The following is a 22,880-nucleotide window of genomic DNA, read 5'->3' on the forward strand; positions in this document are numbered from 1 at the left end:
CCGCGCGGAACCGGCGCGGTTTGCCGCGCGTCCCGCGCCGAAAGCCGCGCTACCGGCGGCGCAGGCGCACGTAGAGCGCGCCGCCGCCGCCGTGGTGGCGGGCGGCCTCCTCGAAGCCGAGGACGATCCCGTGCAGATCCGGCCCCCGCAGCCAGTGCGGCACGCTGCGGCGGAGCACGCCGCGCTCGGCGAAGGCCTCGCCGTAACCCGACCCGCCCTTGCCGGTGACGACCAGCACGTAGGCGTGCCCGGCGGCCCGCGAGCGGAGCAGGAAACCCGTCAGCGCCGCGTGCGCCTCCGCCTGCACCATCCCGTGCAGGTCGATCCGCGCGTCGATCGCCAGCCGCCCGCGTCGCAGGGCGACCTTGGCCGTGCGCTCGAGGCCTGTGCTCGGGGCGTGCCGCTGCGGCGGCGGCTGGTACNCGGGAACCCGCATCGCCGCGCCCCGGATCGGGCCGGGGTCCGCGATCTCGCCCGCGCCCCCGGCCGCGCGCCGGCGGACGTCTCCCTCAATCGCGGCGAGGCCGATTCGGAGACGTGGTCGTCCGGGACGGGCCGAGGCAGCAGTGCGGGCGACCGTGAGACCGGCGCCGCGACGCCGCTGCGGGGGCCGTGCGGCGACGATGGCGACGATCCGGGCTTGACCGTACCGGGAGCGGAGTACAGGTCCGGAGCCCGAAACGGCTCCAGGATCGCATGGCTCCCACCGCAAACCTCGCCCTGATCAACCTGTTCATCGGTGACATCCAGGGCGGCCTCGGACCCTTCCTCGGGACCTGGCTGGCGCAATCGGCCTCGTGGAGCCCCGCGCGGGTCGGGTTCGTCATCACGCTGGTGGGGATCGGCACGCTGTTCCTGAGCGGTCCGTTCGGCGCCCTGGTGGACCGGTTCCCGCGCCCGCGCCTGCTGATCGCGATGGCCTGCGGGGCGATCCTGGCGGGCACGCTGCTGCTCCTGCCGGCCCGCAGCTTCCCGGCGGTGCTGTGCGCGCAGCTCCTCGCCGCGGCGGGCGGGACCCTGCTGCTCCCGGCCGTCGCGTCGCTGACCCTCGGGATCGTCGGGAAGGACCGGTTCCCCGCGCAGCAGGGGCGCAACCAGGCCTTCAACCACGTCGGCATCCTGATCGCGGCGGGCGCCATCAGCCTCGGCACCGGCTATTTCGGCCCCGCGATCGCGTTCTGGGTGCTGGGCGGCATGGCGCTCGCGGCGATCGTCGCCACGGTGACGACGCCGGCCGGCGCCTGGAACCGCCGCCGCGCCGTCGGCTGGAAGGAGGAGGACGCGGACGAGCCGGAGCGCAGCGGCATCCGCCAGGTTCTCGGGAATCGCCGCCTGCTGGTGCTGACCGTCGCGCTGACCCTGTTCAACCTGGGGAATGGCGGCATGCTCTCGCTGCTCGGCCAGAAACTGGTCGCGACCGCGGCCGACGCGACGACCTGGACGGCCCGCTACGTCATGGTGGCCCAGCTGGTGATGGTCCCGGTGGCGCTGTTCGCCGGATCGCTCGCCGACAGGCGCGGCCGCCGCCAGCTGCTCATGGTCGCCTTCGCGGTCCTGCCGGTGCGGGCGCTCCTGTCCGGCCTGATCGACGACCCGGTCTGGCTGATCGCCGCCGAGGTGCTGGACGGCGTCGCCTCCGGCATCGTCGGGGTGGCCGTGCCGGTCGTCGTCGCCGACCTGACCTGGGGATCGGGCCGCACGCAGACGGCCATCGGCAGCGTCAACGCCGTACAGGGCGTCGGCGGGGCGCTGTCGGGGTGGTACGGCGGCCTGTCCTACGGGCTGTTCGGCTGGACCGGCGCCTTCCTGGCCCTCGGCGTGCCGGCACTCGGCGCCCTCGCGCTGGTGATCTGGCTCGACGCCACGCCCGAGGCCGGCCGGCGTCGCCGGCGGCGCGAGCNGCTCCACGACCCGGCGCTTCGGCGGCACGGGAGCCTGAACCGGTCGCGCCGCGCGCGCGGGAGCCGCCCGCACGACTTGCCGGAACGCGAGAGCCCGGCCTCGGAGGGCCGGGCTTCGGGTCGCGGGACGCGGCCGGGGCGGCTCAGCCGATATGCGGGCTGCCCGTCGCGGCGGGGAAGCGGTCGGCCAGGGCGCGGCGCAGCTTCTCCAGGGCCCGGTTCTCGATCTGGCGGACGCGTTCCTTGGAGATACCGAGCCGCTGGCCCAGGGCCTCCAGGGTCGCCTGATCCTCGGCGAGGCGGCGCTCGCGCAGGATGCGCAGCTCGCGCTCCGACAGCACCGTCAGGGCCTGCTGGAGCCAGCTGAGCCGGCGCTCGCCGTCGACCGTGGCGCTCACCGTCTCGTCGGGCAGGTCGGCGCCGTCGACGAGGAAGTCCATCCGCTCCGAGGAGGCGTCGCTGTCCTCGCCAACGGGGGCGTTGAGCGACATGTCGGGGCCCGACAGGCGCGCGTCCATCAGGGCGACGTCGTCCCGGGAGACGCCGATGGCGCTGGCGATGCGGCGGTGGATCTCGTCGCCGACATGCTCCTCGGTCGATTGCATCAGCCGGGCGCGCAGCCGGCGCAGGTTGAAGAACAGGGCCTTCTGCGCCGAGGAAGTCCCGCCGCGCACGATCGACCAGTTGCGCAGGATGTAGTCCTGGATCGAGGCGCGGATCCACCACGTCGCGTAGGTCGAGAAGCGGACGTCCCGCTCGGGCTCGAAGCGGGCCGCGGCCTCCATGAGGCCGACATGCCCTTCCTGGACGAGGTCGGCCATCGGCAGGCCGTAGTGACGAAAACGCCCCGCCAGGGCGATGACGAGGCGCATATGGGCCGAGATCAGACGGTGGAGGGCCCGCTCGTCGCGCTCGTCCTTCCAGCGGACGGCGAGGCCGCGCTCTTCTTCCCGGGCCAGGAAGGGTGCCTCCATGGCAGTCCGTATGAACTGCCGTCGAATTCCCGCGATCTCAGCCATCCGCCTGCCTCTTGTTGTCGAGTGCTGTTGCGGCGTCGAGCCGATAGCCCGACGCGCAGGCGTCACCGGGAGGCGACGCCAGGCAACCGACAACGGAAGGCCGAACGCGAAAGTTCCGCCCCGATGCCCCACAATGCGACAGCCGGGCGGCCACGAAATCGTGTTCCGTGCGATCAGATGGGATCCGGCCGCGCGTCGTCCAGCCCGGTCGTCGCGGAACGACCGCGTCCGGCCCGCCGGGGCACAAAAAAACCCGGCCCTCAGGGCCGGGTTCGATGCCGCTCGCGGTGGGAGGCGCCTCAGGCGGCCTCCTCCTGAATGTCGTCGCCCTCGCTGTCCCCGTCGGCCTCGGCCTCGGGCTCCGCCTCGCTCTTCGCCCGGCGGGGCGACTTGGCGAGGCTCTGCTCGATCAGCTTCAGTGCCTCGGTCTCGGTGATGCGGTTCACCGACGAGATCTCGCGCACGATCCGGTCCAGGGCGGCCTCGTAGAGCTGACGCTCGGAGTAGGACTGCTCCGGCTGGGCCTCGGACCGGAAGAGATCGCGCACGACCTCGGTGACGGCGAGCAGGTCACCCGAGTTGATCTTGGCCTCGTACTCCTGGGCGCGGCGCGACCACATGGTGCGCTTGATCCGGGCGCGGCCGGTCAGCAGGTCGAGGGCCTTCTTCACCAGTTCCGGCTCGGCGAGCTTGCGCATGCCGACGCTGTTGGCCTTCGCGGTGGGGACGCGCAGGACCATCTTGTCCTTCTCGAACGATACGACGAACAGCTCAAGCTTGTAGCCGGCGATCTCCTGCTCCTCGATCGCGGTGATGCGACCGACGCCGTGGGCCGGATACACGACAGCCTCGCCGGTCTTGAAGCCCTGCCGGCCTGCGGTCGTCGTCTTCTTGACTGTGGTCATGCGAGAAGGGCCTCCACTGGCGCGCAGCGTTCGGCGCCGCGCGAAACCGTGTTCTTCCGGGCGGGACACCCGGTCTGCCTCGCCGCTCCCGGACCCGACGCCGAGCGCGCGAGTCCGGACGTTCCCCGGCGCGACCGTGCAGGCGTCTGGCCCGTCCGCCGAAGTCACCTTCGGCGGTCGAGCGCGTACTACCCCTAACCCACGAAATTCGAAGGCGTTTCAGATGAAGGGAGCACGTCTGGCGCGAGCGACGGCAGGCGGATTGTCTACCACAATCCGGCGCGCAGATCAAAGCATCCCTGAAGACGCACGCGCGGACCAAGCGCGGCGCCAAAGAGTTTTACACTGGTGCGGCGGGACAGGAATGACCTGACCGCGTATCAGGGCTTCGTATGACGCGGCCCCGTCGCGCGGTTCAGCGGCGGGACGGGCTCGGCAGATCTTCCCGCACTCTGGGAAGCAAACCGCGGGCCGGCGTCAGAACCTGCGGGGACCGCCCGGGGTCAGTCGCCCGAACCGGGGTTGGGCGAGAAATGCGCCTCGAGCTTCCCGGTCTTGCCGTCCCACTCCTTGGCGTCGGCCGGGGCTTCCTTCTTCTGCGTGATGTTCGGCCAGCTCTTGGCGTAGTCGGCGTTCAGCTTCAGCCAGGTGTCGAGGTTCGATTCGGTATCGGGCTTGATGGCCTCGGCCGGGCATTCCGGCTCGCAGACGCCGCAATCGATGCACTCGTCCGGATGAATGACGAGCATGTTCTCGCCTTCGTAGAAGCAGTCCACCGGACAGACCTCGACGCAGTCCGTGTACTTGCACTTGATGCAATTGTCGGTGACGACGTAGGTCATCGGATGTCTTCGTCCTAAAACTCGACTTGGCCCGGGCGGAGCCTGGAGACGGCCCGCGCGCCCGGAGGGTGCTGCGAGGGGAACGCCGGTGAGACCCGGCACGGAGCCGGACCTCGGAGGCCCACGGCTCTAGACGCTGCCTCCCGGACTGACAAGCGCGCGGGCGCCGCATGGGTTCGCGTCGGGTCGCGCGCGCGGCCGCTGTGGCGCGGCCTCATCACTCCGAGGGCCCGTCCGAGCCGACCTCGAACGACAGGGCGCCGCCCGACAGGTCGTCGTAGAGCAGCCGCGCCTCCGGCGCCGGGCCGCGGCGCAGGCCGAGACCGACCACCCGCACCGCCANGGCCGGCGCGGCCGGTGCCGTGGCGGCGGCCGGGACGAGCGGCACCGTGATGGCCGGGCCGGGACGCGCCTCGGCCGTGTAGCCGAGCGATTTCAGGATCGAGGCGAAATCCTCGCCCGAGCAGCCGACCAGCGAGGTCATGCCGACGGTGGCCACGAACCCGTCGCCGTCGGCGGTGCCGTCCGGCGGGGCGCCCGGGGTGGTTCCGGGCCGGTAGGCGATGGCCGGGCGGATCAGGTCGGCGAGGCGCTCCAGGATGTCGACGCGCACCGCGCGCTCGCCGCTGACCCGGAAGCCGGCGGCGCGGTAGAGCCCCTTGGCGATCTCGCGGTCGACCTTGATCGAGGTGCGGCCCGAGCCGGCGAGATGCGCGATCTCGTCGAGGCCGCGCTGGTCGAGGCCGCCGTTGCGCAGGGCCCAGAGCTGGGCCGCGAGCGTGCGCGGCGCCGGCTTCAGAAGGGCCGGCAGGAAGATGTGGTAGGCGCCGAACCGGACGCCGTGGCGGCGCAGGGCCCCGCGGCCGTCCTGGTCCAGGCTGCGCATCTCGTGCGCCACCTTCGAGCGCTCCAGCACGCCGAGCGCCTCGACCACCTGGTAGCCGATCCCCTTGGCGAGGCCGGTGAGATCGGCCGCGGTCTCGATCTCCATGAGCGGCCCGAGCAGCCGCACGATGTAGGCCTTCAGCCACGCGTCGAGGCGGGCCTCGACCTTCTCGCGATGCGCGCCGGTCAGGCTGTCGTCCGCCAGCAGACGGATCTGCGGGGCGAACAGCTTCTCGCCGGGGGTGAGCTTGGCGACGGGCGCGCCGGTCCAGCGGATCGTGCCGTCGTGCGAGAGCACGAGGGTGGAATCGGCGGTCGCGGCGAATCGCTCGGCCCGCGCCTCGATCTCGCCCCCGAGCGCCTTCTCGGCGGCGCTCCTCAGGGTCTTGGCCTCGTGCCCCTCGGCGCTGGCATCGGGAACGAACAGGAATCCGTGAAGGTGGCCGACATGCTGACCCTCGACGGTGACGTCACCGTCGGCGGTGATCTGGGCTTCGAGCATCGTGTTCTCTCTCAGGCGCCGCATCAGGACGCTTGTGCGCCGGTCGACGAAGCGGCTCGCGAGGCGTTCGTGCAGGGCGTCGGACAGCCTGTCCTCTACCCGACGCGTCTCGCCCTGCCAATGTTCTGGGTCGCGCAGCCAGTCGGGACGGTTCGCCACGAACGTCCAGGTGCGGCCCTGCGCGATCCGACGGGACAGCGTGTCGATGTCGCCGTCGGTCCGGTCGATCATCGCGACCTGCTCGGCGAACCACGTGTCGGGGATGCGGCCCGCCATGCCCTTCATGAGGAAGCGGTAGAGCTGCGCCACCAGATCGGCGTGCACCTGCGGGTGGACCTTGCGGTAATCCGGCACGCCGCAGACGTCCCACAGGCGGCGCACCGCGGCGGCGCTCCGCGCCATGTCGCGGATGTCGTCCTCCTTCATGAGGATCTCGAGGGCCTGCTGGTCCTCGCCCATGGGGGCGCGGGTCAGGCCCGATTCGCGCGGGTGCTCGTCGAGGCTCGCCTGCAGGCCCTCCAGGCTCCCGAAACTGAGATCCGGGTTGCGCCACTGCAGGATGCGCAGGGGATCGAAGTCGTGGCTCTCCAGCCGCTCCACCAGTTCGGCCTCGAAGGGCGGGCAGCGGCCGGTGGAGCCGAAGGTGCCGTCCGCGAGGTGGCGGCCGGCCCGGCCGGCGATCTGGCCCATCTCGGCCGGGGTGAGCTTGCGGAAGCGGGTGCCGTCGTACTTCCAGTTGGCCGCGAAGGCGACGTGATCGACGTCGAGGTTGAGGCCCATCCCGACCGCGTCGGTGGCCACGAGGTAGTCGACGTCCCCCGCCTGGTACATCTCGACCTGGGCGTTGCGGGTCCGCGGCGAGAGCGCGCCCAGCACCACCGCGGCGCCCCCGCGCTGGCGCCGGATCAGCTCGGCGATCGCGTAGACCTCCTCGGCCGAGAACGCCACGATCGCGGTGCGCCGGGGCAGGCGCGACAGGCGCTTCTCCCCCGCGAAGGTGAGCTGCGACAGGCGCGGCCGCGTGGTGGTGTGGACGTTGGGGATCAGGCTCTGGACCAGCGGCAGCATGGTCGAGGAGCCGATCAGGAGCGTCTCCTCGCGGCCGCGGACGTAGAGCAGGCGGTCGGTGAAGACGTGGCCGCGGTCCATGTCGGCGGCGAGCTGGATCTCGTCGATGGCGACGTACGCCACGTCGAGGTCCCGGGGCATCGCCTCGATGGTGCAGATCCAGTAGCGCGGACGGTCCGGCTTGATCTTCTCCTCGCCCGTGACGAGGGCGACCTTCTCGGGGCCCACCTTCGCGACGACGCGCAGGTAGACCTCCCGGGCGAGCAGCCGCAGGGGCAGCCCGATCATGCCGGTCGGGTGGGCGAGCATCCGCTCGATGGCGAGATGCGTCTTGCCGGTGTTGGTCGGCCCGAGGACCGCGGTGACGCCGCGGGCGCGGGCCTCGCGGGACAGCGAGCGGCTGGGCGTGGGGCGGAGCAGCGCGTCGATGGTCGGCGGTTCCTTCGAGCGGGAAGGCCGTCGCGGCGCCGTCGCGGCGCGGGCGGGGAGGCGGGTTCGACCGGCCGGCCGCGTCGGGGACGCTAGGGCCGGTACGGTCCTCCCCCATATGGGATGCCGCCGCCGCCAGGTCCAATCTGCGGCGTGATCATCGGGTAGATGTCGATCTGCGTCGTCGGCGTGCCCGGCTGGGGCGCCAGGTCGGCGCAGAGCGTGTCGGGGGTCGCGACGAGGGGGCCGCGACGGGGCGGCTTGTTCTCGACGACTTCGGCCGACGAGAAGGCGTCACCGCCGCAGCCCGGATCGGCGGATCCGGCGCTCAGGGATTGTGCCGCGGCCGGACCTGCGAGCGCGGCCAGGAGGAGGGCGATTCGGAGGGCAGGCCAGCACATCCGCCCATTATCGCCGGGAACGTGAAGATTCCCTCCACCCGCGCGACGATGCGTCCGCCCACGCGTGCGGCCGCGGGGCGCCGGTTTGCGCCGCGGGCGTTCCCGTCGTCACGGCCGGCGGGCGCAGGGTGATGTCGGGCCCCGCGCGTCCCCGGGGTCATTCCGCGCCGCCGCGGGAGCGGGCCGCGTCGAATCCGGCCGCGGCCGATGCGCCGATCAGTCGGCGCCCTCGACGAGCACCACCTCGCCGATGCCCGCGGGCCGGCGCTTGGCCACGGCGGCCTGGTACTCGGGCGAGAAGTAGTAGGCGCGCGCCGCCTCGTAGGACTCGAATTCGAGCACGACGTTGCGCGGACGGCCCTCGCCCTCCAGCGCCTCGCAGCGGCCGCCGCGCACCAGCGGCTTGCAGCCGTACTTGCGCATCGCCTCGGAGGCCATGGCGGCGTAGTCCCTGTAGGTGTCCGGGTCGGTGACCGTCATCCGGACGATGATGTAGCCCTTGGGCACTGCTGACCTCCCCGCGCGGCTGCCGCGCCGCGCCGAGGTGCCGGGAAACCGGCCGCCGGTCAAACGCCCCCCTCGCCGCCGCTACTGCGCGGCCAGGCTCGCCTGCGCGACGCTGTTGCCGGCCGTGCCGGTGCCAGCCGTGCCGGCGGTCGCCGACGTGCCGCTCTGGCTCCAGCGCGTGGCCTCGATGATGTTGGTGCCGATCGTGGTGAGCACCGAGATGCGCAGCGGGATCAGGACGCGCGTCCCCTCGACGGGGGCGAGCCAGACCGACATCTCGCGGTTCTCCTCCATGAACTTCACCCCCGGCCGGTCCGGGCGGTGGCCGGCCACAGCCTGATAGCGGGCGTTGCACACGAGGACTTGCCCCGCATAGCCGGGCTTCTGCACCGGGCGGGTCTCGGCGTAGCTCAGCACCACGTTGAAGCGGGTGGCGCCGTCGAAGACCGGAAGGGTCCGGTTACAGTTCTCCGGGTCGAGGGGCTCGCCGCGCCCCTGGGTCGGCATCAGCAGCGCGCTCACCGGGTCGATGATGCCGCGCTTGTTCGCCGGCGTGACCGGCACGCGGTCCTGCATGTCGACGAGCGGCGGCGTGATCTCGGCCTGGACGACGTTGCCGCGCGCCAGGGCCATGCGCACCGCGATGCCGGAGGTCGCCGTCTGGGTCGCGATGGCGAAGGCGCCGGGCTGCGGCGCGGCCGAGAAGCTTCCGGAGGCCCGGGCGGAGCCCTTGCCGCCGGTGATCGCCCCGACGAGGCCGGTGAGCACGGCAGACACGTCCATCATGTAGCGGTCGCGGTCGAAGGAGCCGGCGAGGCGGGCCGTGCCGATCGGGAGGCCGGCGAGGTTGATCCCGTAATCGACCGCCACGGTCGCGGCGGCGGGCGCGGCCCGCTTGGTCCGCGACGCCCGCGCGCCGGCATCGGTCGGGACCGCGAGGGTCGCGACCGCCAGGAGGCTGCCCGCGAGGCTGCCCGCGAGGCGGCCGACAGCGTGCGTCTTCGACGGCTTGATCATTCGACGGATTGGCGTGGCGCTCATGATCCGGATCGCATCCCAGGGCGGGCGGGCCAAGACACTCGCTCGAACGCACCCTCTCGAACACACCCGCTCGCCGGCGTCCTCTGCGACGCACGGAGCGGGCGAGGCGCCTTCCTGCAGGTGGAAGAAGGCTATATCCCGGCATCGTGGTTAACAGATCGTTGGGCGTCCGGCGCGACGCCGGCCTCCCTCTGCACCTTGACGCACCGCGCCTTCGTCGCCTATAGGCTCGCGCCTTCAACAGGACTCCGCCGGACCTGGAACACGCAATGGGCGCCGCCCGCTGCGACGATGATCGCGCCGGCCGCGATCGGGTCTTCACCGGGCGGAACGAGACGGGATCGTTTTTTATCATGGCGCGCCGCTGCGAACTCACCGGCAAGGCCGTTCAGGTCGGCCACCTCGTGAGCCACTCGAACCGCAAGACCAAGTGCCGGTTCCTGCCGAACCTGTGCAACGTCACCCTCCAGTCCGACGCGCTGGGCAAGCGCGTCCGCCTGCGGGTCACCGCGCACGCCCTGCGCTCGGTGGAGCACCGCGGCGGCCTCGACGCCTTCCTGATCAAGGCCGGCGAGGGCGACCTGTCGCAGACCGCGCGTCTCCTGAAGCGCGAGATCCACAAGAAGCTCGCCGAGACCCCGGCCGCCGCGGCCTGATTCGTCGGGCTTCCAGCCATCCTTCATCGGACGGTTCCAACCGCCGTGGCCCCCGGGGCCGGGGCGGTTTCCGCTTGCGCGCGACAGGCGGACTGATTCGGACAGTCCCGTGCAGGCCGTTTCCGGTCGATGCTTCCGACGCCGCCGTCCTCGCTCGCGATGACGGCGGGGACGCGTCAGTCGCAGCGCTCGGTCACCTCAGGATGAGGTCCCGGACCGGACGGCCCGGGAGCCGGAGCAGCGGCTCGGTCCGAACCGGCGATCAGCGCCGGCCGCCCGCCGCGCGCAGCATGCGGCCCGCCGGCGCCGCGCCGTCCTCCTCGAACAGCTCGGCCAGCTTCTCGGTCATCGCCCCGCCGAGCTCCTCGGCATCGATGATCGTCACGGCGCGGCGGTAGTACCGGGTCACGTCGTGGCCGATGCCGATGGCCAGCAGCTCCACCGGCGAGCGCGTCTCGATCTCCTCGATCATCCAGCGCAGGTGCCGCTCGAGGTAGTTGCCGGCATTCACCGACAGGGTCGAATCGTCCACCGGCGCGCCGTCCGAGATCACCATCAGGATCTTGCGCTGCTCCGGCCGGCCAAGCAGGCGCTTGTGCGCCCAGTCGAGGGCCTCGCCGTCGATGTTCTCCTTGAGCAGACCCTCGCGCATCATCAGCCCGAGGTTCTTCCGCGCGCGCCGCCAGGGTGCGTCCGCCGCCTTGTAGACGATGTGGCGCAGGTCGTTCAGGCGGCCGGGGTTCGGCGGCTTGCCGGCGGCGAGCCAGGCCTCGCGGCTCTGGCCGCCCTTCCAGGCGCGGGTGGTGAAGCCCAGGATCTCCACCTTCACGCCGCAGCGCTCCAGCGTCCGCGCCAGGATGTCGGCGCAGGTCGCCGCGACGGTGATCGGCCGGCCGCGCATCGAGCCCGAATTGTCGAGCAGCAGCGTGACCACCGTGTCGCGGAAGTTCGTGTCCTTCTCCTGCTTGAAGGAGAGGGGCTGGTAGGGGTCGATGACGACGCGGACCAGCCGCGCCGGATCGAGCTGACCCTCCTCCAGGTCGAAGTCCCAGGCGCGGTTCTGCTGGGCGAGGAGGCGGCGCTGGAGCCGGTTGGCGAGGCGGCCGACCACGCCCTGCAGGTGCGAGAGCTGCTTGTCGAGGTAGGAGCGCAGGCGCGACAGCTCGTCGGCGTCGCACAGCTCCTCGGCGTGGATGACCTCGTCGAACCGGGGGTTGAACACCCGGTACTCGGGCCCGCGCGCCTCGTTGCCCTGCCGCTGCGGCGGGCGCGACGCCTCCGAGGCTTCCTCGGACTCCGTGTCCTCGGCCTCCTCGGGCAGCTCGCCCGACGGCGCGTCCGCGGATTCCTGGGCGCCCTCCTCGATCTCGTCGGAGGCCTCCTCGGAGGTCTCGATCTCGGCGCGCTCGCCCTGGCTCTTCTCCTCCGAATCGCCCTCGCTGGGGTTCTGCTCGTCGTCCTGGGCGTCGTTCTCGTCGTCGTTCTCGTCGTCCTCCGCGTCGAACGGCGTCTCGTCCGACATGTCGAGGGAGGTCAGGAGGTCGCGCACCGAGCGGGCGAACTTGCGCTGGTCCTCGATCGAGCCGAGCAGCCCGTCGAGGTTCGGGCCGGCCTTGGCCTCGATATGCTCGCGCCACAGCTCGACGATCTTGGTGGCGGCCTCGGGCGGCTTCTGGCCGGTCAGGCGCTCGCGCACCATCAGGGCGACGGCGTCCTCCATCGGGGCGTCGGCCCGGTCGGTGATGGTCTCGTACTTGCCGCCGCGGTGGTAGCGGTCCTCCAGCATCGCCGAGATGTTGCTGGCCACGCCCGCCATCCGGCGCGAGCCGATCGCCTCCACGCGCGCCTGCTCGACCGCGTCGTAGACCGCGCGGGCGGCGCTGTTCTCGGGCGCGAGGCGGCGGTGGACGGCCACGTCGTGGCAGCCGAGGCGGAGGGCCATGGCGTCGGCATTGCCGCGCAGCACCGCGACATCCTGGGCCGAGAGCTTGCGCGGCGGCTCGGGGAGGCGGGCCTTGTCGCCGGTCAGCGCCGGCCGGTCGGTGGCGTAGGTGACCTCGACCTCGGAGCGCCGGGCGATGGCGCGCAGGCACCCGGCCACCGAGCGCTTCAGGGGCTCGGCCACGGGTTCGCGGCGCTCGCCGGGCTTGCGGTTGGAGATGGACATGCGGGGCTACCGGTCGTCGTCGAACGCGAAGGGGCGGTTCAGGATCTCGTCCCAGCTGTAGGGACAATCCGCGGGCAGGGATTTGAGCGCGCGTTTCATCTCGCGGGCTGCCCCGAGGCGACCAAGCCGGAACGCATCGTGCCGGATCTCGTCGAGGCTCGACTTCAAGCCGGGGCTCTTCCGCATCTGGATGAGGGCGCGCTCCCGATGCTCGGCGATGCTGAGTGCCCAGCTGCGGCTTCGCCGCGCCGGTTGATGGTCCCACTTCAGCATGTGCAGAAGGATGATCTCGACTGCGCTCTGAAGCCGGTAATACTCGCTCAGGCCCACGTCGCTCAGCTCCTCGGCGATATTCTCGAGGTCGAGCGCGTCCACACGGCCGGCGCGGAGCAGCGCCACCTGCTCCTGAACCCAGGTGTAGAGATCGTCCGCGTAGCGCGTCCGCACCCGGGCGTGCGCAGTCGCCGGAGCGTCCTCGCGCGTCGGGGCCGGATGCGCCATCGCGTCCTCCATGCGGGTCAGCTCAGCGCGACGTTCACCGCGCTCTCGGGCAGCTCCTTGCCGAAGGCGCGCTGGTAGAACTCGGCCACCAGCGTCCGCTCCAGCTCGTCGCACTTGTTCAGGAAGGTCACCCGGAAGGCGAAGCCGATATCCTTGAAGATGTCGGCGTTCTCGGCCCAGGTGATCACCGTGCGCGGGCTCATGACGGTGGAGAGGTCGCCGTTCATGAAGGCGTTGCGGGTCAGGTCCGCGACGCGCACCATCCGGTTGACGATGTCGCGGCCCTGGTCGCCCCGGTAATGGGTCGCCTTCGAGAGCACGATGTCGACCTCGCGGTCGTGCGGCAGATAGTTCAGCGTCGTGACGATCGACCAGCGGTCCATCTGGCCCTGGTTGATCTGCTGCGTGCCGTGATAGAGGCCCGACGTGTCGCCGAGGCCGACCGTGTTGGCGGTGGCGAACAGCCGGAAGGCCGGGTGCGGGCGGATGACGCGCTTCTGGTCCAGCAGCGTCAGCCGGCCCGAGAGCTCCAGCACGCGCTGGATCACGAACATCACGTCCGGGCGGCCGGCATCGTACTCGTCGAACACGAGGGCGACGTTGTTCTGCAGCGCCCAGGGCAGGATGCCGTCCTGGAAGGCCGTGACCTGCTTGCCGTCCTGCAGGACGATGGCGTCCTTGCCGACGAGGTCGATGCGCGAGACGTGGCTGTCGAGGTTGATCCGGATGCAGGGCCAGTTCAGCCGGGCGGCGACCTGCTCGATATGGGTCGACTTGCCGGTGCCGTGATAGCCGGTGACCATCACGCGCCGGTTGCGGGCGAAGCCGGCCAGGATCGCGAGGGTCGTCTCCCGGTCGAAGATGTAGTCCGGGTCGACATCCGGCACGTGCTCCTCGGGCTCGGCGAAGGCCGGCACCTTCAGGTCGAGGTCGATGCCGAAGACATCGCGGACGGAGACGGTGCGGTCGGGCAGCGCGGCGGGCGTAGCGTCAGAGAGCATTCGGAACCTCGTGAGGCGCGGGCGCTCCACTCCCAAACAGTGAAGCATCCGCGCGGAAGGACGTCGAGCCGGGCCTCCGCGGCGGGGCGGAGCCATCCTTAGACGGCGGCGCGCTCGCGCGCCACCGACCGGCATGGATCCCATATAGGGCCGCCCCGCGCGGTTTGCCCTATCCTGGGTGCGAACCGGCGTGCATCGTTCGTGCCGCTCAGCAGAGATTGGCCGCGCGGAGCACGTCGTGGGCGCGGATGATGTCGCGCAGCCGCTCCTCGAACGACCGGTCGCCGCCGTTGGCGTCGGGGTGGAAGCGCTTCACCAGCACCTTGTACTGCGCCTTGATGGCGGCCGAATCCGCCCCCTCCTCGAGGCCCATCACGTCGAGGGCCCGGCGCACCGTCGCCGAGTGCTTGGGCTTGCGCGGCTCCTCGGGCTGGCGGGCGCGCCGGCGCGCGTCGCCGACGCCCTCGCCGCGCAGGATCCCGAGCGGGTCGACATAGGCCCAGTCGCGCGCCGGCTCGTCCGCCGGCTTGGCCTGTCCGGTCCGGTTCACGCCCATCGCCCAGGTCGGGCGATGACCGATGATCGCGTCCTTCTGGTAGGCCTGCACGGCGGCGTCGTTCATGCCGTCGAAGTAGTTGTAGGTCGCGTTGTAGGCGCGGACATGGTCGATGCAGAAGCGCCAGTACTGGCCCTCCGCCTTCCGCCCCTTCGGCGCCCGGTACAGGCCCGGATGCGTGCAGCCCGGACTCTCGCAGCCGGCTTCCGCGGCGGGCTTCGGCTCGTCGCAGGACGGTTTGATCCGGATGCTGTCGAACAGGCGCGAGTTGAGATCCATGACGGGCCGATTATGAGGGGGCGGACCTGAGACACAAGGGCACCGGGCCTGATGACGCATGCGCGGGATCGGGCTTGACGGCACCTACGGACACGACGCGAGGGCACGATGGTGGACGGTGTGGGCGCGGGCGGCACCCTGCGGGACTGGATGGAGGCGCGGCTGCGGGAGCAGCTCGCGCCGGCGCGGCTCGACGTGATCGACGAGTCGCATCTGCATGCCGGCCACGCCGGAGCGCGGCCGGGGGGCGAGACCCACTACCGACTCGACATCGTCGCGTCGGCCTTCGAGGGCAAGAGCCGCGTGGAGCGGCACCGGTTGGTGAACGCGCTGCTCGACGACGCGTTCAAGCGGGGGCTGCACGCCCTGGCGCTCCGCGCCCGCACGCCGGCCGAGGCAGCCTGAACCGGGGCGCCCGGAACGGGGGCGTATTTCTCCGACGGGGCGCGGTGAGCGGGACGGGAGGCACGGGACAGATATGGTGACGGGGCCGCCGATCCGCATCCGCCCGCTCGTCGGCGCCGTGCCCGCGGCGGGGGCGACGCGCGCCGTCGGCGCGCTGCCGGGGAGGCCGCCATGCCCCTGCGGGTGACGCCGCGCATCCTCCTCGACGAGGACGAGATCGAGCTGTCCTTCATGCGCGCCTCCGGCGCCGGCGGGCAGAACGTCAACAAGGTCGAGACCGCCGTCCAGCTCCGCTGGGCGGCGCTGGCGTCGGCCGCCATCGACGAGCGGGTGAAGGCCAATCTCGTGCGGCTCGCCGGGCGGCGGATGACCAAGGACGGCGTCCTCGTCCTCGCCGGGCAGCGGCACCGGACGCAGGAGCGCAACCGGGCCGACGTGCTGCAGCGGCTGGTCGATCTCGTCGCGGAGGCGGCCAAGCCGCCGCCGCCGATCCGCCGGCCCACGAAGCCGACCCGGGGCTCGCAGGAGCGGCGTATCGGCGCGAAGAAGAGCCGCGCCGCGATCAAGCAGGGCCGGGGCAGCGTCAAGGATTCCGACGGCTGACCCCGCTCCGCCCGCGTCTCAGTGGATCGCGTCGATGACCTCGGCCTTCGGGCTGGCATCGGGCGCCGGTGACGAGCCGGCCACCAGGGTGCTGCCCGGCTTGGCGAGGGTCAGGGCGATCGCGATCAGGGCCAGGATGGCGGCCAGCGCTGCCGGGAACAGGAAGGCCGACTCGCCGTAGCGCATGTCGAGCAGGCCGCCCACGACCGCGCCGGTGCTCAGCCCGGCCCAGAGCGGTGCCTGGATCCAGAAGGAGGGCGCGACCGTGCCGAGCAGCAGGTTGGCGCAGCCCGTGCCGAAGCGCACGACGGCGCCGGTGACGTAGGTGAGCGCGAGGGAGCGGCCGCCCTCGTCCTGGAGCGTCGCGTTCTGGAGGCCCAGCGCCAGGACGATCGGGTAGGCGTGCAGCGGGTAGGCGAAGGTGCCCCAGGGCATCAAGAGCCCGCCCGCGAGCAGCAGGGCCTGGAGCGTGAGCAGCACGGCGAGGCGCCAGCGCCCGACCCAGGCGGCGATCAGCGTCCCCAGGAAGGCGCCGAAGCAGAACGTGCAGATGGTGCTGGCGACACGGGTGACGTTCTCCCAGTCGCCATTGGCGACCGCCACGCCGAAGCGGGTGGTGTTGCCCGACATGAACGACATGAAGAGCTGCGAGAATTCCAGGAAGCCGATGGAGTCGGCGCAGCCCGCGAGCGCCGCCAGGGCGATCGCGAACGGGATGCGTGTCCGCGGATCGGCGGGAAAGGACTTGTCGGCCGGAGGTTCGGGCTTCCGCCCCGGTGCTGCACCGCCTGTCCGACTTCCGTATTCCGCCATGCTGATCCCCCGATCAAGCCGCCGCGCCCAGCCGCGGTCGACTGACAATGGACGAATAGCGGAGCGGTTTCATGCCGATGTGCGCCGCAACACAACGACGCGCCCCGGCACCGGCCGTCCGCCCTCGCGGCGGATTTCCGCGGGGCGTGCCGTCAGCATCTCCAGGCCGCGCGCCGGGGCCATCGCCGCGATATGGGCCTCCGCGTGGGCGTAGCGGCCGTCCTCGCCCAGGACGGAGCCGGATCCGTCGTGGGACTGGACCGTGAAGGCACCGAGGCCGCCGGGCCGCAGCACCCGCCCCACGCCCGACAGGAACGACGCGAGATCCGCGACGTAGATCAGGACGTCCGCGGCGAGGCAGAGGTCGACCGAGGCCTCCGGCATGTCGGCCAGGACGGCGGCGACGTCGCCCGCGACGAGGCGCTCGTAGAGCGGCCGGCCGCGCGACGTCTTGGCCCGCGCGAGCGCCAGCATCCCGGGGGAGAGATCGATCCCGGTGAGATGGTCGACCCGGTCGCGCACGACCTCGCCCATCAGCCCCGTGCCGCAGCCGAGATCGAGGGCCACCGCGAAGCGCTCCGGATCGCGCGGCAGGGCGTCGCGGACGAGCTGCGGGCCGACATAGCCCAGACCCTCAACGAGGTGGCGCTCGAAGCGCGGCGCGTAGCCGTCGAACAGGGCGCGGATATAGGCCGGCGACAGGACCGGCAGGCCGTCGCCGAGCCTGACCTCGGTCGATGTCCCGGTGCTCGACATGGTCCGGTTCGCCTTCGCGACGCTGGTCGAACTGATCGAGGGGACGCGGGCGCCGGACGACCTCGCCCAGAAGCTGTTCCCCACGCGCCTCGTGGTGCGCGAGTCGAGCGCGGCGGCGGGGCCGCCCTAGCGGGGCCGGTCCTCACTCCGCCGCGAGGACGCCCGCCCCGGTCTCGCCGCGCCCGAACTGCGCCGCGTGCAGGCGGCTGTAGGGGCCGCCGGCGGCGAGCAGGGCCGCGTGCCGGCCCTCCTCGACGACCCCGCCCTCCCCCAGGACCACGATGCGGTCGGCGTCCCGGATGGTGGCGAGGCGGTGGGCGATCACCAGGGTCGTGCGCCCGCGGGCGAGCTCGGCGAGCGCCCGCTGGATCTCCCGCTCGGTCTCGGTGTCGAGCGCCGAGGTCGCCTCGTCGAGGATCAGGATCGGCGGGTTCTTGAGGAACACCCGCGCGATGGCGATGCGCTGCTTCTGTCCGCCGGACAGGCGCACGCCGCGCTCGCCCACCACCGTGTCGAGGCCCTCCGGCAGCCCGTCGATCAGCCCGCCGAGCCGGGCGCGCCGCGCGGCGGCGTCGATCTCGGCCTCGGTGGCGTCGAGGCGGCCGTAGGCGATGTTCTCCCGGATCGTGCCGGCGAACAGGAACACGTCCTGCTGCACGATGCCGATCTGGCGGCGCAGCGACGCGAGGGTGATGGCGCGGATGTCGATGCCGTCCACCGTGATGCGGCCCGCCTCGACCTCGTAGAAGCGCGGCAGCAGCGCGCAGAGGGTGGTCTTGCCGACCCCCGAGGGACCCACGAACGCCACCGTCTCGCCGGCCGCGACCGCGAGGTCGAGGCCGGTGAAGACCGGGCGGCCGGGGCCGTAGCCGAAGCCGACCCCTTCGAAACGGATGTCGCCGCGCAGGGCGCCGACCGCGCGGGCGTCCGGACGGTCGGTGATGTCGGGCGCGGTGGCCAGCAACTCCTGGTAGCGGCGGAAGCCCGCGACCCCCTTCGGATACGTCTCGACCACGGCGCCGATCTTCTCCAGCGGCCGGTAGAACACGCCCACCAGCAGCAGGAAGCCCACGAAGCCCCCGGGCGTCAGGTCGCCCCGGACCACGAAGGCGGCGCCGCCGAGCAGCACCGCGATCTGGACGAGGCGCAGGCCGAGATAGTTGATCGACAGGCCGGCCGCCATCAGCCGGTAGGCCTCGAGCTTCGTGTCGCGGTAACGGGCATTGTCGAGGGCGAACAGGGCGCGCTCGTGGGGCTCGTTGGCGAAGGCCTGCACGACCCGCATCCCGCCGACATTCTCCTCGATCCGCGCGTTGAAGGCGCCGACCCGGCCGTACTGGGCCTGCCAGTTGCGGGTCATGCGGCCGCCGTAGCGGATCGACACGAAGGCGATCAGCGGCAGGATCGCCGCGGTGATCAGCGCCAGCGGCGCGTGGACGTAGAGCATCAGCGCGAAGGCGCCCAGCAGCGTCATCACGGCGATGAACAGGTCCTCGGGCCCGTGATGGGCGACCTCGCCGATCTCCTCCAAGTCCTTGGTCACCCGGGCGACGAGGTGGCCGGTCTTCTGGCCGTCGTAGAAGCGGAAGGACAGCTTCTGCAGGTGGTCGAAGGCCCGCGCCCGCATGGTGGTCTCGATGTTGATGCCGAGCACGTGGCCCCAGTAGGTGACCACCACCATCAGGCCGGCATTGGCGACGTAGACCAGCGCCAGCGCGGCCGCGGCGAGCAGGATCAGGCCCCAGTCCTGCCGGGGCAGCAGGCTGTCGATGAAGCCCTTCACCGCGATGGGGAAGCCGAGCTCCAGCAGGCCCGACAGCACCGCGCAGCCGAAATCCACCAGGAACAGCGTCCGGTACGGCCGGTAATAGGCGAGGAAGGCCTTCAGCATCGCGCGGCTCGGATCAGCGTTGGGCGGCGCACTCGACGGGGCAGAGCGCGCCGCAGGACGGCACCCCCGGGAGGCGGTGGCGCAGGCAGCAGACGCGCCGCCGCCGGCAGCCCGACGCCCCCGGGCAGAGCGCCTGCGCAAGAGGACTCTCGAGCGCGCTCCTAGCGCAGGCGGGGCCGGCGCGCCATCCGAGGCAGGCCGCGACGTCGTCACAGGCGGCAGACCCGCGCGCGCCCGGCCGAGCAGGAGCCAGGCCGGCGCGTAGCGCGGGGCGCGCTCCAGAACCTGCTCGGCGAGGTCGGCGGCGCCCGCGTGGTCGCCGTCGGCGAGGCAGGCCTCGGCGTAGCGGTAGCGGCGATCGGCGAGGAGGTCGCCGGAACTGAGCTGCGAGGCCATGCGTCTGCCGGGTCGGGGGCGCCTATATACCGGGGCCACCGGCGGACTCCACCGGCAGCACGGACCCGATGCCGATACGCGCCAGCGATCTCCTCACCCTGACCCGCGAGGGTCTCTACTGCCCCCTCGGGCGCTTCCACGTCGATCCGACCTGGCCGGTGGAGCGCGCGCTGATCACACACGGGCACGCCGACCACGCCCGCGCGGGCCACGGTCAGGTGCTGGCGACGCCCGAGACCCTGCGCATCATGGCGGTGCGCTACGGCGCGGATTTCTGCCGCCAGCGGCAGGAGGCGCAACTCGGCGCGGCGCTCCGCGTCGGCGACGTCACCGTGCGCTTCGCCCCGGCCGGCCACGTCCTCGGCTCGGCGCAGATCGCCATCGAGCGGGACGGGGTCCGGGTCGTGGTCTCGGGCGACTACAAGCGCGCGCCGGACCCGACCTGCCTGCCGTTCGAGGTCGTGCCCTGCGACGTGTTCATCACCGAGGCGACCTTCGGCCTGCCGGTCTTCACCCACCCCGACACGCGGGGCGAGGTCCGCAAGCTCCTCGAATCGGTCAGGCTGTTCCCGGAACGGGCCCACATCGTGGGGGCCTACGCCCTCGGCAAGGCGCAGCGGGTGATGGCGCTGCTGCGCGAGGAGGGCTGGGACCGGCCGATCCACCTGCACGGCGCCATGGAGAAGCTGACGACGCTCTACAAGGAGGAGGGCGTGCCGCTGGGCGACACGCCGAAGGTCGTGGCCGCCGAGCGCAAGGACCTGCACGGGGCGATCGTGCTCTGCCCGCCCTCGTCGATCCAGGATCTGTGGTCCCGCAAATTCCCCGACCCGGTGACCTGCTTCGCCTCGGGCTGGATGCGCGTGCGCGCCCGCGCCCGTCAGAAGGGCGTCGAGCTGCCGCTGGTGATCTCCGACCATTCCGACTGGCCGGACCTGTGCCGCACCATCCGCGACACCGGCGCCGGGGAGGTCTGGGTGACGCACGGCCAGGAGGACGCGCTGGTCCACTGGTGCGGGACGGAAGGCATCCGGGCCAAGCCGCTCCACCTGCTCGGCTACGGCGATGACGGCGAGGTCGAGGGGGCCTCGGAGGCGGCCTCCGAGGCGGAGGCGGCGGCGTGAACGACTTCGCCCACCTGCTCGACCGCCTCGCCTACGAGCCGCGCCGCAACGCCAAGCTGCGGATGCTCCAGGATTACTTCGCGCGCACGCCCGATCCCGAGCGGGGCTACGCGCTGGGCGCCATGACCGGCACGCTGAGCTTCCGCGAGGCCAAGCCGGCCCTGATCCGGGGGCTGGTGGAGGCGCGGATCGACCCGGTCCTGTTCCGGCTCTCGCACAATTACGTGGGTGACCTCGCGGAGACGACGGCGCTGATCTGGCCGGGACCGGCGGAGGCGCCGCGGGAACCGGGCCCCGGCCACAACAACCCGCCGCCGCATGTCCCGACCCTCGCCGAGGTCGTGGAGACCCTCGCGACCATCCCCAAGCGCGAGCTGCCCCGCCATCTCGCCGACTGGCTCGACGCCCTCGACGAGACCGGGCGCTGGGCGCTCCTGAAGCTCGTCACCGGCAACCTGCGGGTCGGCGTGTCGGCGCGGCTCGCCAAGACCGCGGTCGGCGCGCTCGGCGGCCACGACGCCGACGCCGTGGAGGAGGTCTGGCACGGGCTGACCCCGCCCTTCGAGACCCTGTTCGCCTGGGTCGAGGGCCGGGCCGCGCGGCCCGAGACCCTGAACCCCGCGCCGTTCCGGCCGCCGATGCTGTCGCACCCGATCGAGGAGGAGGCCGACCTCGAGAAGCTGGAGGCCGCGGCCTTCTCGGCCGAGTGGAAGTGGGACGGCATCCGCGTCCAGCTCGTCGGCGGCCTCGACCGGGCCGGCCAGCAGGTCGGGAAGGTCTATTCCCGCACCGGCGAGGACATCACCGGGGCGTTCCCGGACCTCGCCGAGGCCATCACCTTCGCGGGCGCCCTCGACGGCGAGCTGCTGATCCTCCGCGAGCGGCGGGTGCAGAGCTTCAACGTGCTGCAGCAGCGCCTGAACCGGAAGGCCGTGACGGGCAAGCTCCTGGAGGAGTTCCCGGCCCACGTGCGGGCCTACGACCTGCTCACTCTGGAGGGCGACGACCTGCGCGGGGAGCCCTTCGCGGACCGGCGGCGGAAGCTGGAGGCGCTGGTCACGCGCCTCGACCACGCGCGGATCGACATCTCGCCGCTCGTGCCCTTCGCGGATTGGGAGGCCCTGGCGGCCGCCCGGGCGGACCCGGCCTCGGTGGGCGCCGGCGCGGATGCCGACGCCATCGAGGGCGTGATGCTCAAGCGCCTCAACAGCCCCTACCTGCCGGGACGCCCCAAGGGGCCGTGGTGGAAGTGGAAGCGCGAGCCGCACATCGTCGACGCGGTGATGATGTATGCCCAGCGCGGCCACGGGAAGCGCTCGTCCTTCTACTCGGACTACACGTTCGGGGTCTGGCGGGCGGCGCCCGAGGGCGGCGACGAGCTGGTGCCGGTGGGCAAGGCCTATCACGGCTTCACCGACGCCGAGCTCGCCAAGCTCGACCGCTACGTCCGCAACAACACCACCAAGCGCTTCGGCCCGGTGCGCGAGGTCGCCCACGGCCGCGAGGCCGGGCTCGTCCTCGAGATCGCCTTCGAGGGCGTTCAGCGCTCGACCCGGCACAAGTCTGGCGTGGCGATGCGCTTCCCCCGGGTCAGCCGCATCCGCTGGGACAAGCCGCCCGCGGAGGCCGACCGGATCGACGTGCTCGAACGGATCCTCGCCCGCGGCGAGCGCGAGATCGCGCCGGGCACGGCGCTGATGGAGAAGACCGCATGAGGCAGGCACACGGCAGGGTCGGGCCGGTCGAGGCGCTGGCCTCAGGCCCGGTGGAGCGCCACGCCAGCGGCCGCCTCACCGTCGCGACCCCGGGGCCGGGCTTCACGGACTTCACCGCGGCCGTGGCCGCGTTCGTGCGCGGCAGCGGCGTCCGGGACGGGCTCGTCACGGTGTTCTGCCGGCACACCTCGGCCTCGCTGACCATCCAGGAGAATGCCGACCCCGACGTCCAGACCGACCTGATGACCGCGCTGGACGGGTTCGCGCCGCGGCAGGCCGGCTACGTCCACGGTGCCGAGGGGCCGGACGACATGCCGGCCCATATCCGCGCGCTGATCACCGATTCGGCCCTGACGATCCCGCTGGTCGGCGGACAGCTGGCGCTCGGCACGTGGCAGGGGATCTACCTGATCGAGCACCGCGACCGGCCGCACCGGCGGGAGATCGTGCTGAGCGTGCTCGGGGCGTGACGCGTCCGACGGCGCCGCGCGGGGCGGCCCGCGCCGGGCCGGCAACA

Annotated in this window: 21 protein-coding genes and 2 pseudogenes; 8 read left to right on the top strand and 15 right to left on the bottom strand. The window is 72.2% G+C overall.

What is annotated here, in order from left to right; genetic code table 11:
* Positions 1-49 precede the first annotated feature (49 nt).
* Positions 50-634 (bottom strand): Smr/MutS family protein, encoded by a 585-nt coding sequence (locus MMR14E_RS29175; protein WP_419539316.1) that lies wholly within the window; start codon positions 632-634, stop codon positions 50-52.
* Positions 635-696: 62 nt separating this feature from the next.
* Here MMR14E_RS29175 and MMR14E_RS07025 point away from each other — a divergent pair.
* A pseudogene (locus tag MMR14E_RS07025) lies at positions 697-1,896 on the top strand (MFS transporter); the annotation flags it as partial.
* A gap of 148 nt (positions 1,897-2,044) precedes the next feature.
* Here the strand turns inward: MMR14E_RS07025 and MMR14E_RS07030 are convergent.
* The 7 genes and pseudogenes from MMR14E_RS07030 to MMR14E_RS07065 form a co-directional block, all read right to left on the bottom strand.
* A complete protein-coding gene (locus tag MMR14E_RS07030) occupies positions 2,045-2,920 on the bottom strand; it encodes an RNA polymerase factor sigma-32 (protein ID WP_012320644.1) in 876 nt (291 codons plus the stop codon).
* Positions 2,921-3,219: 299 nt separating this feature from the next.
* A complete protein-coding gene (locus MMR14E_RS07035; RefSeq protein ID WP_331313446.1) occupies positions 3,220-3,825 on the bottom strand; it encodes a CarD family transcriptional regulator in 606 nt (201 codons plus the stop codon).
* A 503-nt stretch (positions 3,826-4,328) separates the two neighbouring features.
* A complete protein-coding gene (fdxA, locus tag MMR14E_RS07040; protein WP_012320642.1) occupies positions 4,329-4,667 on the bottom strand; it encodes a ferredoxin FdxA in 339 nt (112 codons plus the stop codon).
* A gap of 343 nt (positions 4,668-5,010) precedes the next feature.
* Positions 5,011-7,542: pseudogene (locus MMR14E_RS07050) on the bottom strand (helicase-related protein); the annotation flags it as partial.
* A 101-nt stretch (positions 7,543-7,643) separates the two neighbouring features.
* Entirely contained in the window at positions 7,644-7,952 is a 309-nt protein-coding gene (locus tag MMR14E_RS07055) for a hypothetical protein (protein WP_331313447.1), read from the bottom strand.
* Between the two features lie 216 nt (positions 7,953-8,168).
* Positions 8,169-8,459 carry a DUF1330 domain-containing protein gene (locus MMR14E_RS07060; RefSeq protein ID WP_331313448.1) on the bottom strand — a complete coding sequence of 97 codons (291 nt, stop codon included), beginning with the start codon at positions 8,457-8,459 and terminating at the stop codon, positions 8,169-8,171.
* An 81-nt stretch (positions 8,460-8,540) separates the two neighbouring features.
* The gene (locus MMR14E_RS07065) at positions 8,541-9,476 is read right to left on the bottom strand and encodes a DUF3108 domain-containing protein (protein ID WP_419539317.1); all 936 of its coding nucleotides are present in this window, start codon (positions 9,474-9,476) and stop codon (positions 8,541-8,543) included.
* 377 nt (positions 9,477-9,853) lie between these two features.
* Here MMR14E_RS07065 and rpmB point away from each other — a divergent pair, with 377 nt between their 5' ends.
* Positions 9,854-10,156 carry a 50S ribosomal protein L28 gene (rpmB, locus tag MMR14E_RS07070; RefSeq protein WP_012320636.1) on the top strand — a complete coding sequence of 101 codons (303 nt, stop codon included), beginning with the start codon at positions 9,854-9,856 and terminating at the stop codon, positions 10,154-10,156.
* 262 nt (positions 10,157-10,418) lie between these two features.
* Here the strand turns inward: rpmB and cobT are convergent, their stop codons facing one another.
* The 4 genes from cobT to MMR14E_RS07090 form a co-directional block, all read right to left on the bottom strand.
* Positions 10,419-12,323, bottom strand: coding sequence for a cobaltochelatase subunit CobT (cobT, locus tag MMR14E_RS07075; RefSeq protein WP_331313450.1), 1,905 nt, complete (start codon positions 12,321-12,323; stop codon positions 10,419-10,421).
* A gap of 6 nt (positions 12,324-12,329) precedes the next feature.
* Positions 12,330-12,824: a DUF29 domain-containing protein gene (locus tag MMR14E_RS07080; protein ID WP_331313451.1), complete on the bottom strand. Its 495-nt coding sequence runs from the start codon at positions 12,822-12,824 to the stop codon at positions 12,330-12,332.
* A 17-nt stretch (positions 12,825-12,841) separates the two neighbouring features.
* A complete protein-coding gene (gene cobS, locus MMR14E_RS07085) occupies positions 12,842-13,825 on the bottom strand; it encodes a cobaltochelatase subunit CobS (protein ID WP_012320633.1) in 984 nt (327 codons plus the stop codon).
* A gap of 208 nt (positions 13,826-14,033) precedes the next feature.
* A complete protein-coding gene (locus MMR14E_RS07090) occupies positions 14,034-14,660 on the bottom strand; it encodes a J domain-containing protein (protein ID WP_331313452.1) in 627 nt (208 codons plus the stop codon).
* A gap of 108 nt (positions 14,661-14,768) precedes the next feature.
* Between MMR14E_RS07090 and MMR14E_RS07095 the strand changes: the two genes are divergently transcribed.
* Complete coding sequence (locus MMR14E_RS07095; RefSeq protein WP_331313453.1) at positions 14,769-15,065, top strand: BolA family protein; 297 nt, start codon at positions 14,769-14,771, stop codon at positions 15,063-15,065.
* Between the two features lie 171 nt (positions 15,066-15,236).
* Entirely contained in the window at positions 15,237-15,668 is a 432-nt protein-coding gene (gene arfB, locus MMR14E_RS07100; protein WP_331313454.1) for an alternative ribosome rescue aminoacyl-tRNA hydrolase ArfB, read from the top strand.
* 18 nt (positions 15,669-15,686) lie between these two features.
* Here the strand turns inward: arfB and MMR14E_RS07105 are convergent, their stop codons facing one another.
* Together MMR14E_RS07105 and MMR14E_RS07110 are read right to left on the bottom strand one after the other, a co-directional pair.
* The gene (locus MMR14E_RS07105; protein WP_331313455.1) at positions 15,687-16,481 is read right to left on the bottom strand and encodes a YoaK family protein; all 795 of its coding nucleotides are present in this window, start codon (positions 16,479-16,481) and stop codon (positions 15,687-15,689) included.
* A 69-nt stretch (positions 16,482-16,550) separates the two neighbouring features.
* Positions 16,551-17,237 carry a class I SAM-dependent DNA methyltransferase gene (locus tag MMR14E_RS07110; protein WP_331313456.1) on the bottom strand — a complete coding sequence of 229 codons (687 nt, stop codon included), beginning with the start codon at positions 17,235-17,237 and terminating at the stop codon, positions 16,551-16,553.
* Between MMR14E_RS07110 and MMR14E_RS07115 the strand changes: the two genes are divergently transcribed.
* A complete protein-coding gene (locus tag MMR14E_RS07115; protein WP_331313577.1) occupies positions 17,236-17,367 on the top strand; it encodes a hypothetical protein in 132 nt (43 codons plus the stop codon). The two genes, MMR14E_RS07110 and MMR14E_RS07115, sit on opposite strands and share 2 nt — an antisense overlap.
* 12 nt (positions 17,368-17,379) lie before the next feature.
* On the opposite strand, the gene MMR14E_RS07120 is transcribed toward MMR14E_RS07115, so the two are convergent.
* Positions 17,380-19,128, bottom strand: coding sequence for an ABC transporter ATP-binding protein (locus MMR14E_RS07120; protein ID WP_331313457.1), 1,749 nt, complete (start codon positions 19,126-19,128; stop codon positions 17,380-17,382).
* 464 nt (positions 19,129-19,592) lie between these two features.
* Here MMR14E_RS07120 and MMR14E_RS07130 point away from each other — a divergent pair, with 464 nt between their 5' ends.
* The 3 genes from MMR14E_RS07130 to MMR14E_RS07140 are packed head-to-tail and all read left to right on the top strand — an operon-like array spanning position 19,593 to position 22,833.
* The gene (locus tag MMR14E_RS07130) at positions 19,593-20,648 is read left to right on the top strand and encodes a ligase-associated DNA damage response exonuclease (RefSeq protein WP_331313458.1); all 1,056 of its coding nucleotides are present in this window, start codon (positions 19,593-19,595) and stop codon (positions 20,646-20,648) included.
* Positions 20,645-22,363, top strand: a complete 1,719-nt coding sequence (locus MMR14E_RS07135) for a cisplatin damage response ATP-dependent DNA ligase (protein ID WP_331313459.1) — start codon at positions 20,645-20,647, stop codon at positions 22,361-22,363. Before MMR14E_RS07130 ends, MMR14E_RS07135 begins: the two co-directional genes overlap by 4 nt.
* Positions 22,360-22,833 (top strand): secondary thiamine-phosphate synthase enzyme YjbQ, encoded by a 474-nt coding sequence (locus MMR14E_RS07140; protein ID WP_331313460.1) that lies wholly within the window; start codon positions 22,360-22,362, stop codon positions 22,831-22,833. Before MMR14E_RS07135 ends, MMR14E_RS07140 begins: the two co-directional genes overlap by 4 nt.
* Positions 22,834-22,880 lie beyond the last annotated feature (47 nt).

It is taken from the genome of Methylobacterium mesophilicum (assembly GCF_036441335.1).
GTDB lineage: Bacteria > Pseudomonadota > Alphaproteobacteria > Rhizobiales > Beijerinckiaceae > Methylobacterium > Methylobacterium mesophilicum_B.

What these genes read in the sequence shown, in the direction of transcription:
- MMR14E_RS07055 (WP_331313447.1), bottom strand. Translation starts at nt 7,952, where the DNA reads ATGTGCTGGCCTGCCCTCCGAATCGCCCTCCTCCTGGCCGCGCTCGCA.
- cobS (WP_012320633.1), bottom strand. Translation starts at nt 13,825, where the DNA reads ATGCTCTCTGACGCTACGCCCGCCGCGCTGCCCGACCGCACCGTCTCC.
- MMR14E_RS07090 (WP_331313452.1), bottom strand. Translation starts at nt 14,660, where the DNA reads ATGGATCTCAACTCGCGCCTGTTCGACAGCATCCGGATCAAACCGTCC.
- MMR14E_RS07095 (WP_331313453.1), top strand. Translation starts at nt 14,769, where the DNA reads ATGGTGGACGGTGTGGGCGCGGGCGGCACCCTGCGGGACTGGATGGAG.
- MMR14E_RS07035 (WP_331313446.1), bottom strand. Translation starts at nt 3,825, where the DNA reads ATGACCACAGTCAAGAAGACGACGACCGCAGGCCGGCAGGGCTTCAAG.
- MMR14E_RS07140 (WP_331313460.1), top strand. Translation starts at nt 22,360, where the DNA reads ATGAGGCAGGCACACGGCAGGGTCGGGCCGGTCGAGGCGCTGGCCTCA.
- MMR14E_RS07130 (WP_331313458.1), top strand. Translation starts at nt 19,593, where the DNA reads ATGCCGATACGCGCCAGCGATCTCCTCACCCTGACCCGCGAGGGTCTC.
- fdxA (WP_012320642.1), bottom strand. Translation starts at nt 4,667, where the DNA reads ATGACCTACGTCGTCACCGACAATTGCATCAAGTGCAAGTACACGGAC.
- MMR14E_RS07110 (WP_331313456.1), bottom strand. Translation starts at nt 17,237, where the DNA reads ATGTCGAGCACCGGGACATCGACCGAGGTCAGGCTCGGCGACGGCCTG.
- MMR14E_RS07120 (WP_331313457.1), bottom strand. Translation starts at nt 19,128, where the DNA reads ATGCTGAAGGCCTTCCTCGCCTATTACCGGCCGTACCGGACGCTGTTC.
- arfB (WP_331313454.1), top strand. Translation starts at nt 15,237, where the DNA reads ATGCCCCTGCGGGTGACGCCGCGCATCCTCCTCGACGAGGACGAGATC.
- MMR14E_RS07065 (WP_419539317.1), bottom strand. Translation starts at nt 9,476, where the DNA reads ATGATCAAGCCGTCGAAGACGCACGCTGTCGGCCGCCTCGCGGGCAGC.
- MMR14E_RS07080 (WP_331313451.1), bottom strand. Translation starts at nt 12,824, where the DNA reads ATGGCGCATCCGGCCCCGACGCGCGAGGACGCTCCGGCGACTGCGCAC.
- MMR14E_RS07030 (WP_012320644.1), bottom strand. Translation starts at nt 2,920, where the DNA reads ATGGCTGAGATCGCGGGAATTCGACGGCAGTTCATACGGACTGCCATG.
- MMR14E_RS07105 (WP_331313455.1), bottom strand. Translation starts at nt 16,481, where the DNA reads ATGGCGGAATACGGAAGTCGGACAGGCGGTGCAGCACCGGGGCGGAAG.
- MMR14E_RS07115 (WP_331313577.1), top strand. Translation starts at nt 17,236, where the DNA reads ATGGTCCGGTTCGCCTTCGCGACGCTGGTCGAACTGATCGAGGGGACG.
- cobT (WP_331313450.1), bottom strand. Translation starts at nt 12,323, where the DNA reads ATGTCCATCTCCAACCGCAAGCCCGGCGAGCGCCGCGAACCCGTGGCC.
- rpmB (WP_012320636.1), top strand. Translation starts at nt 9,854, where the DNA reads ATGGCGCGCCGCTGCGAACTCACCGGCAAGGCCGTTCAGGTCGGCCAC.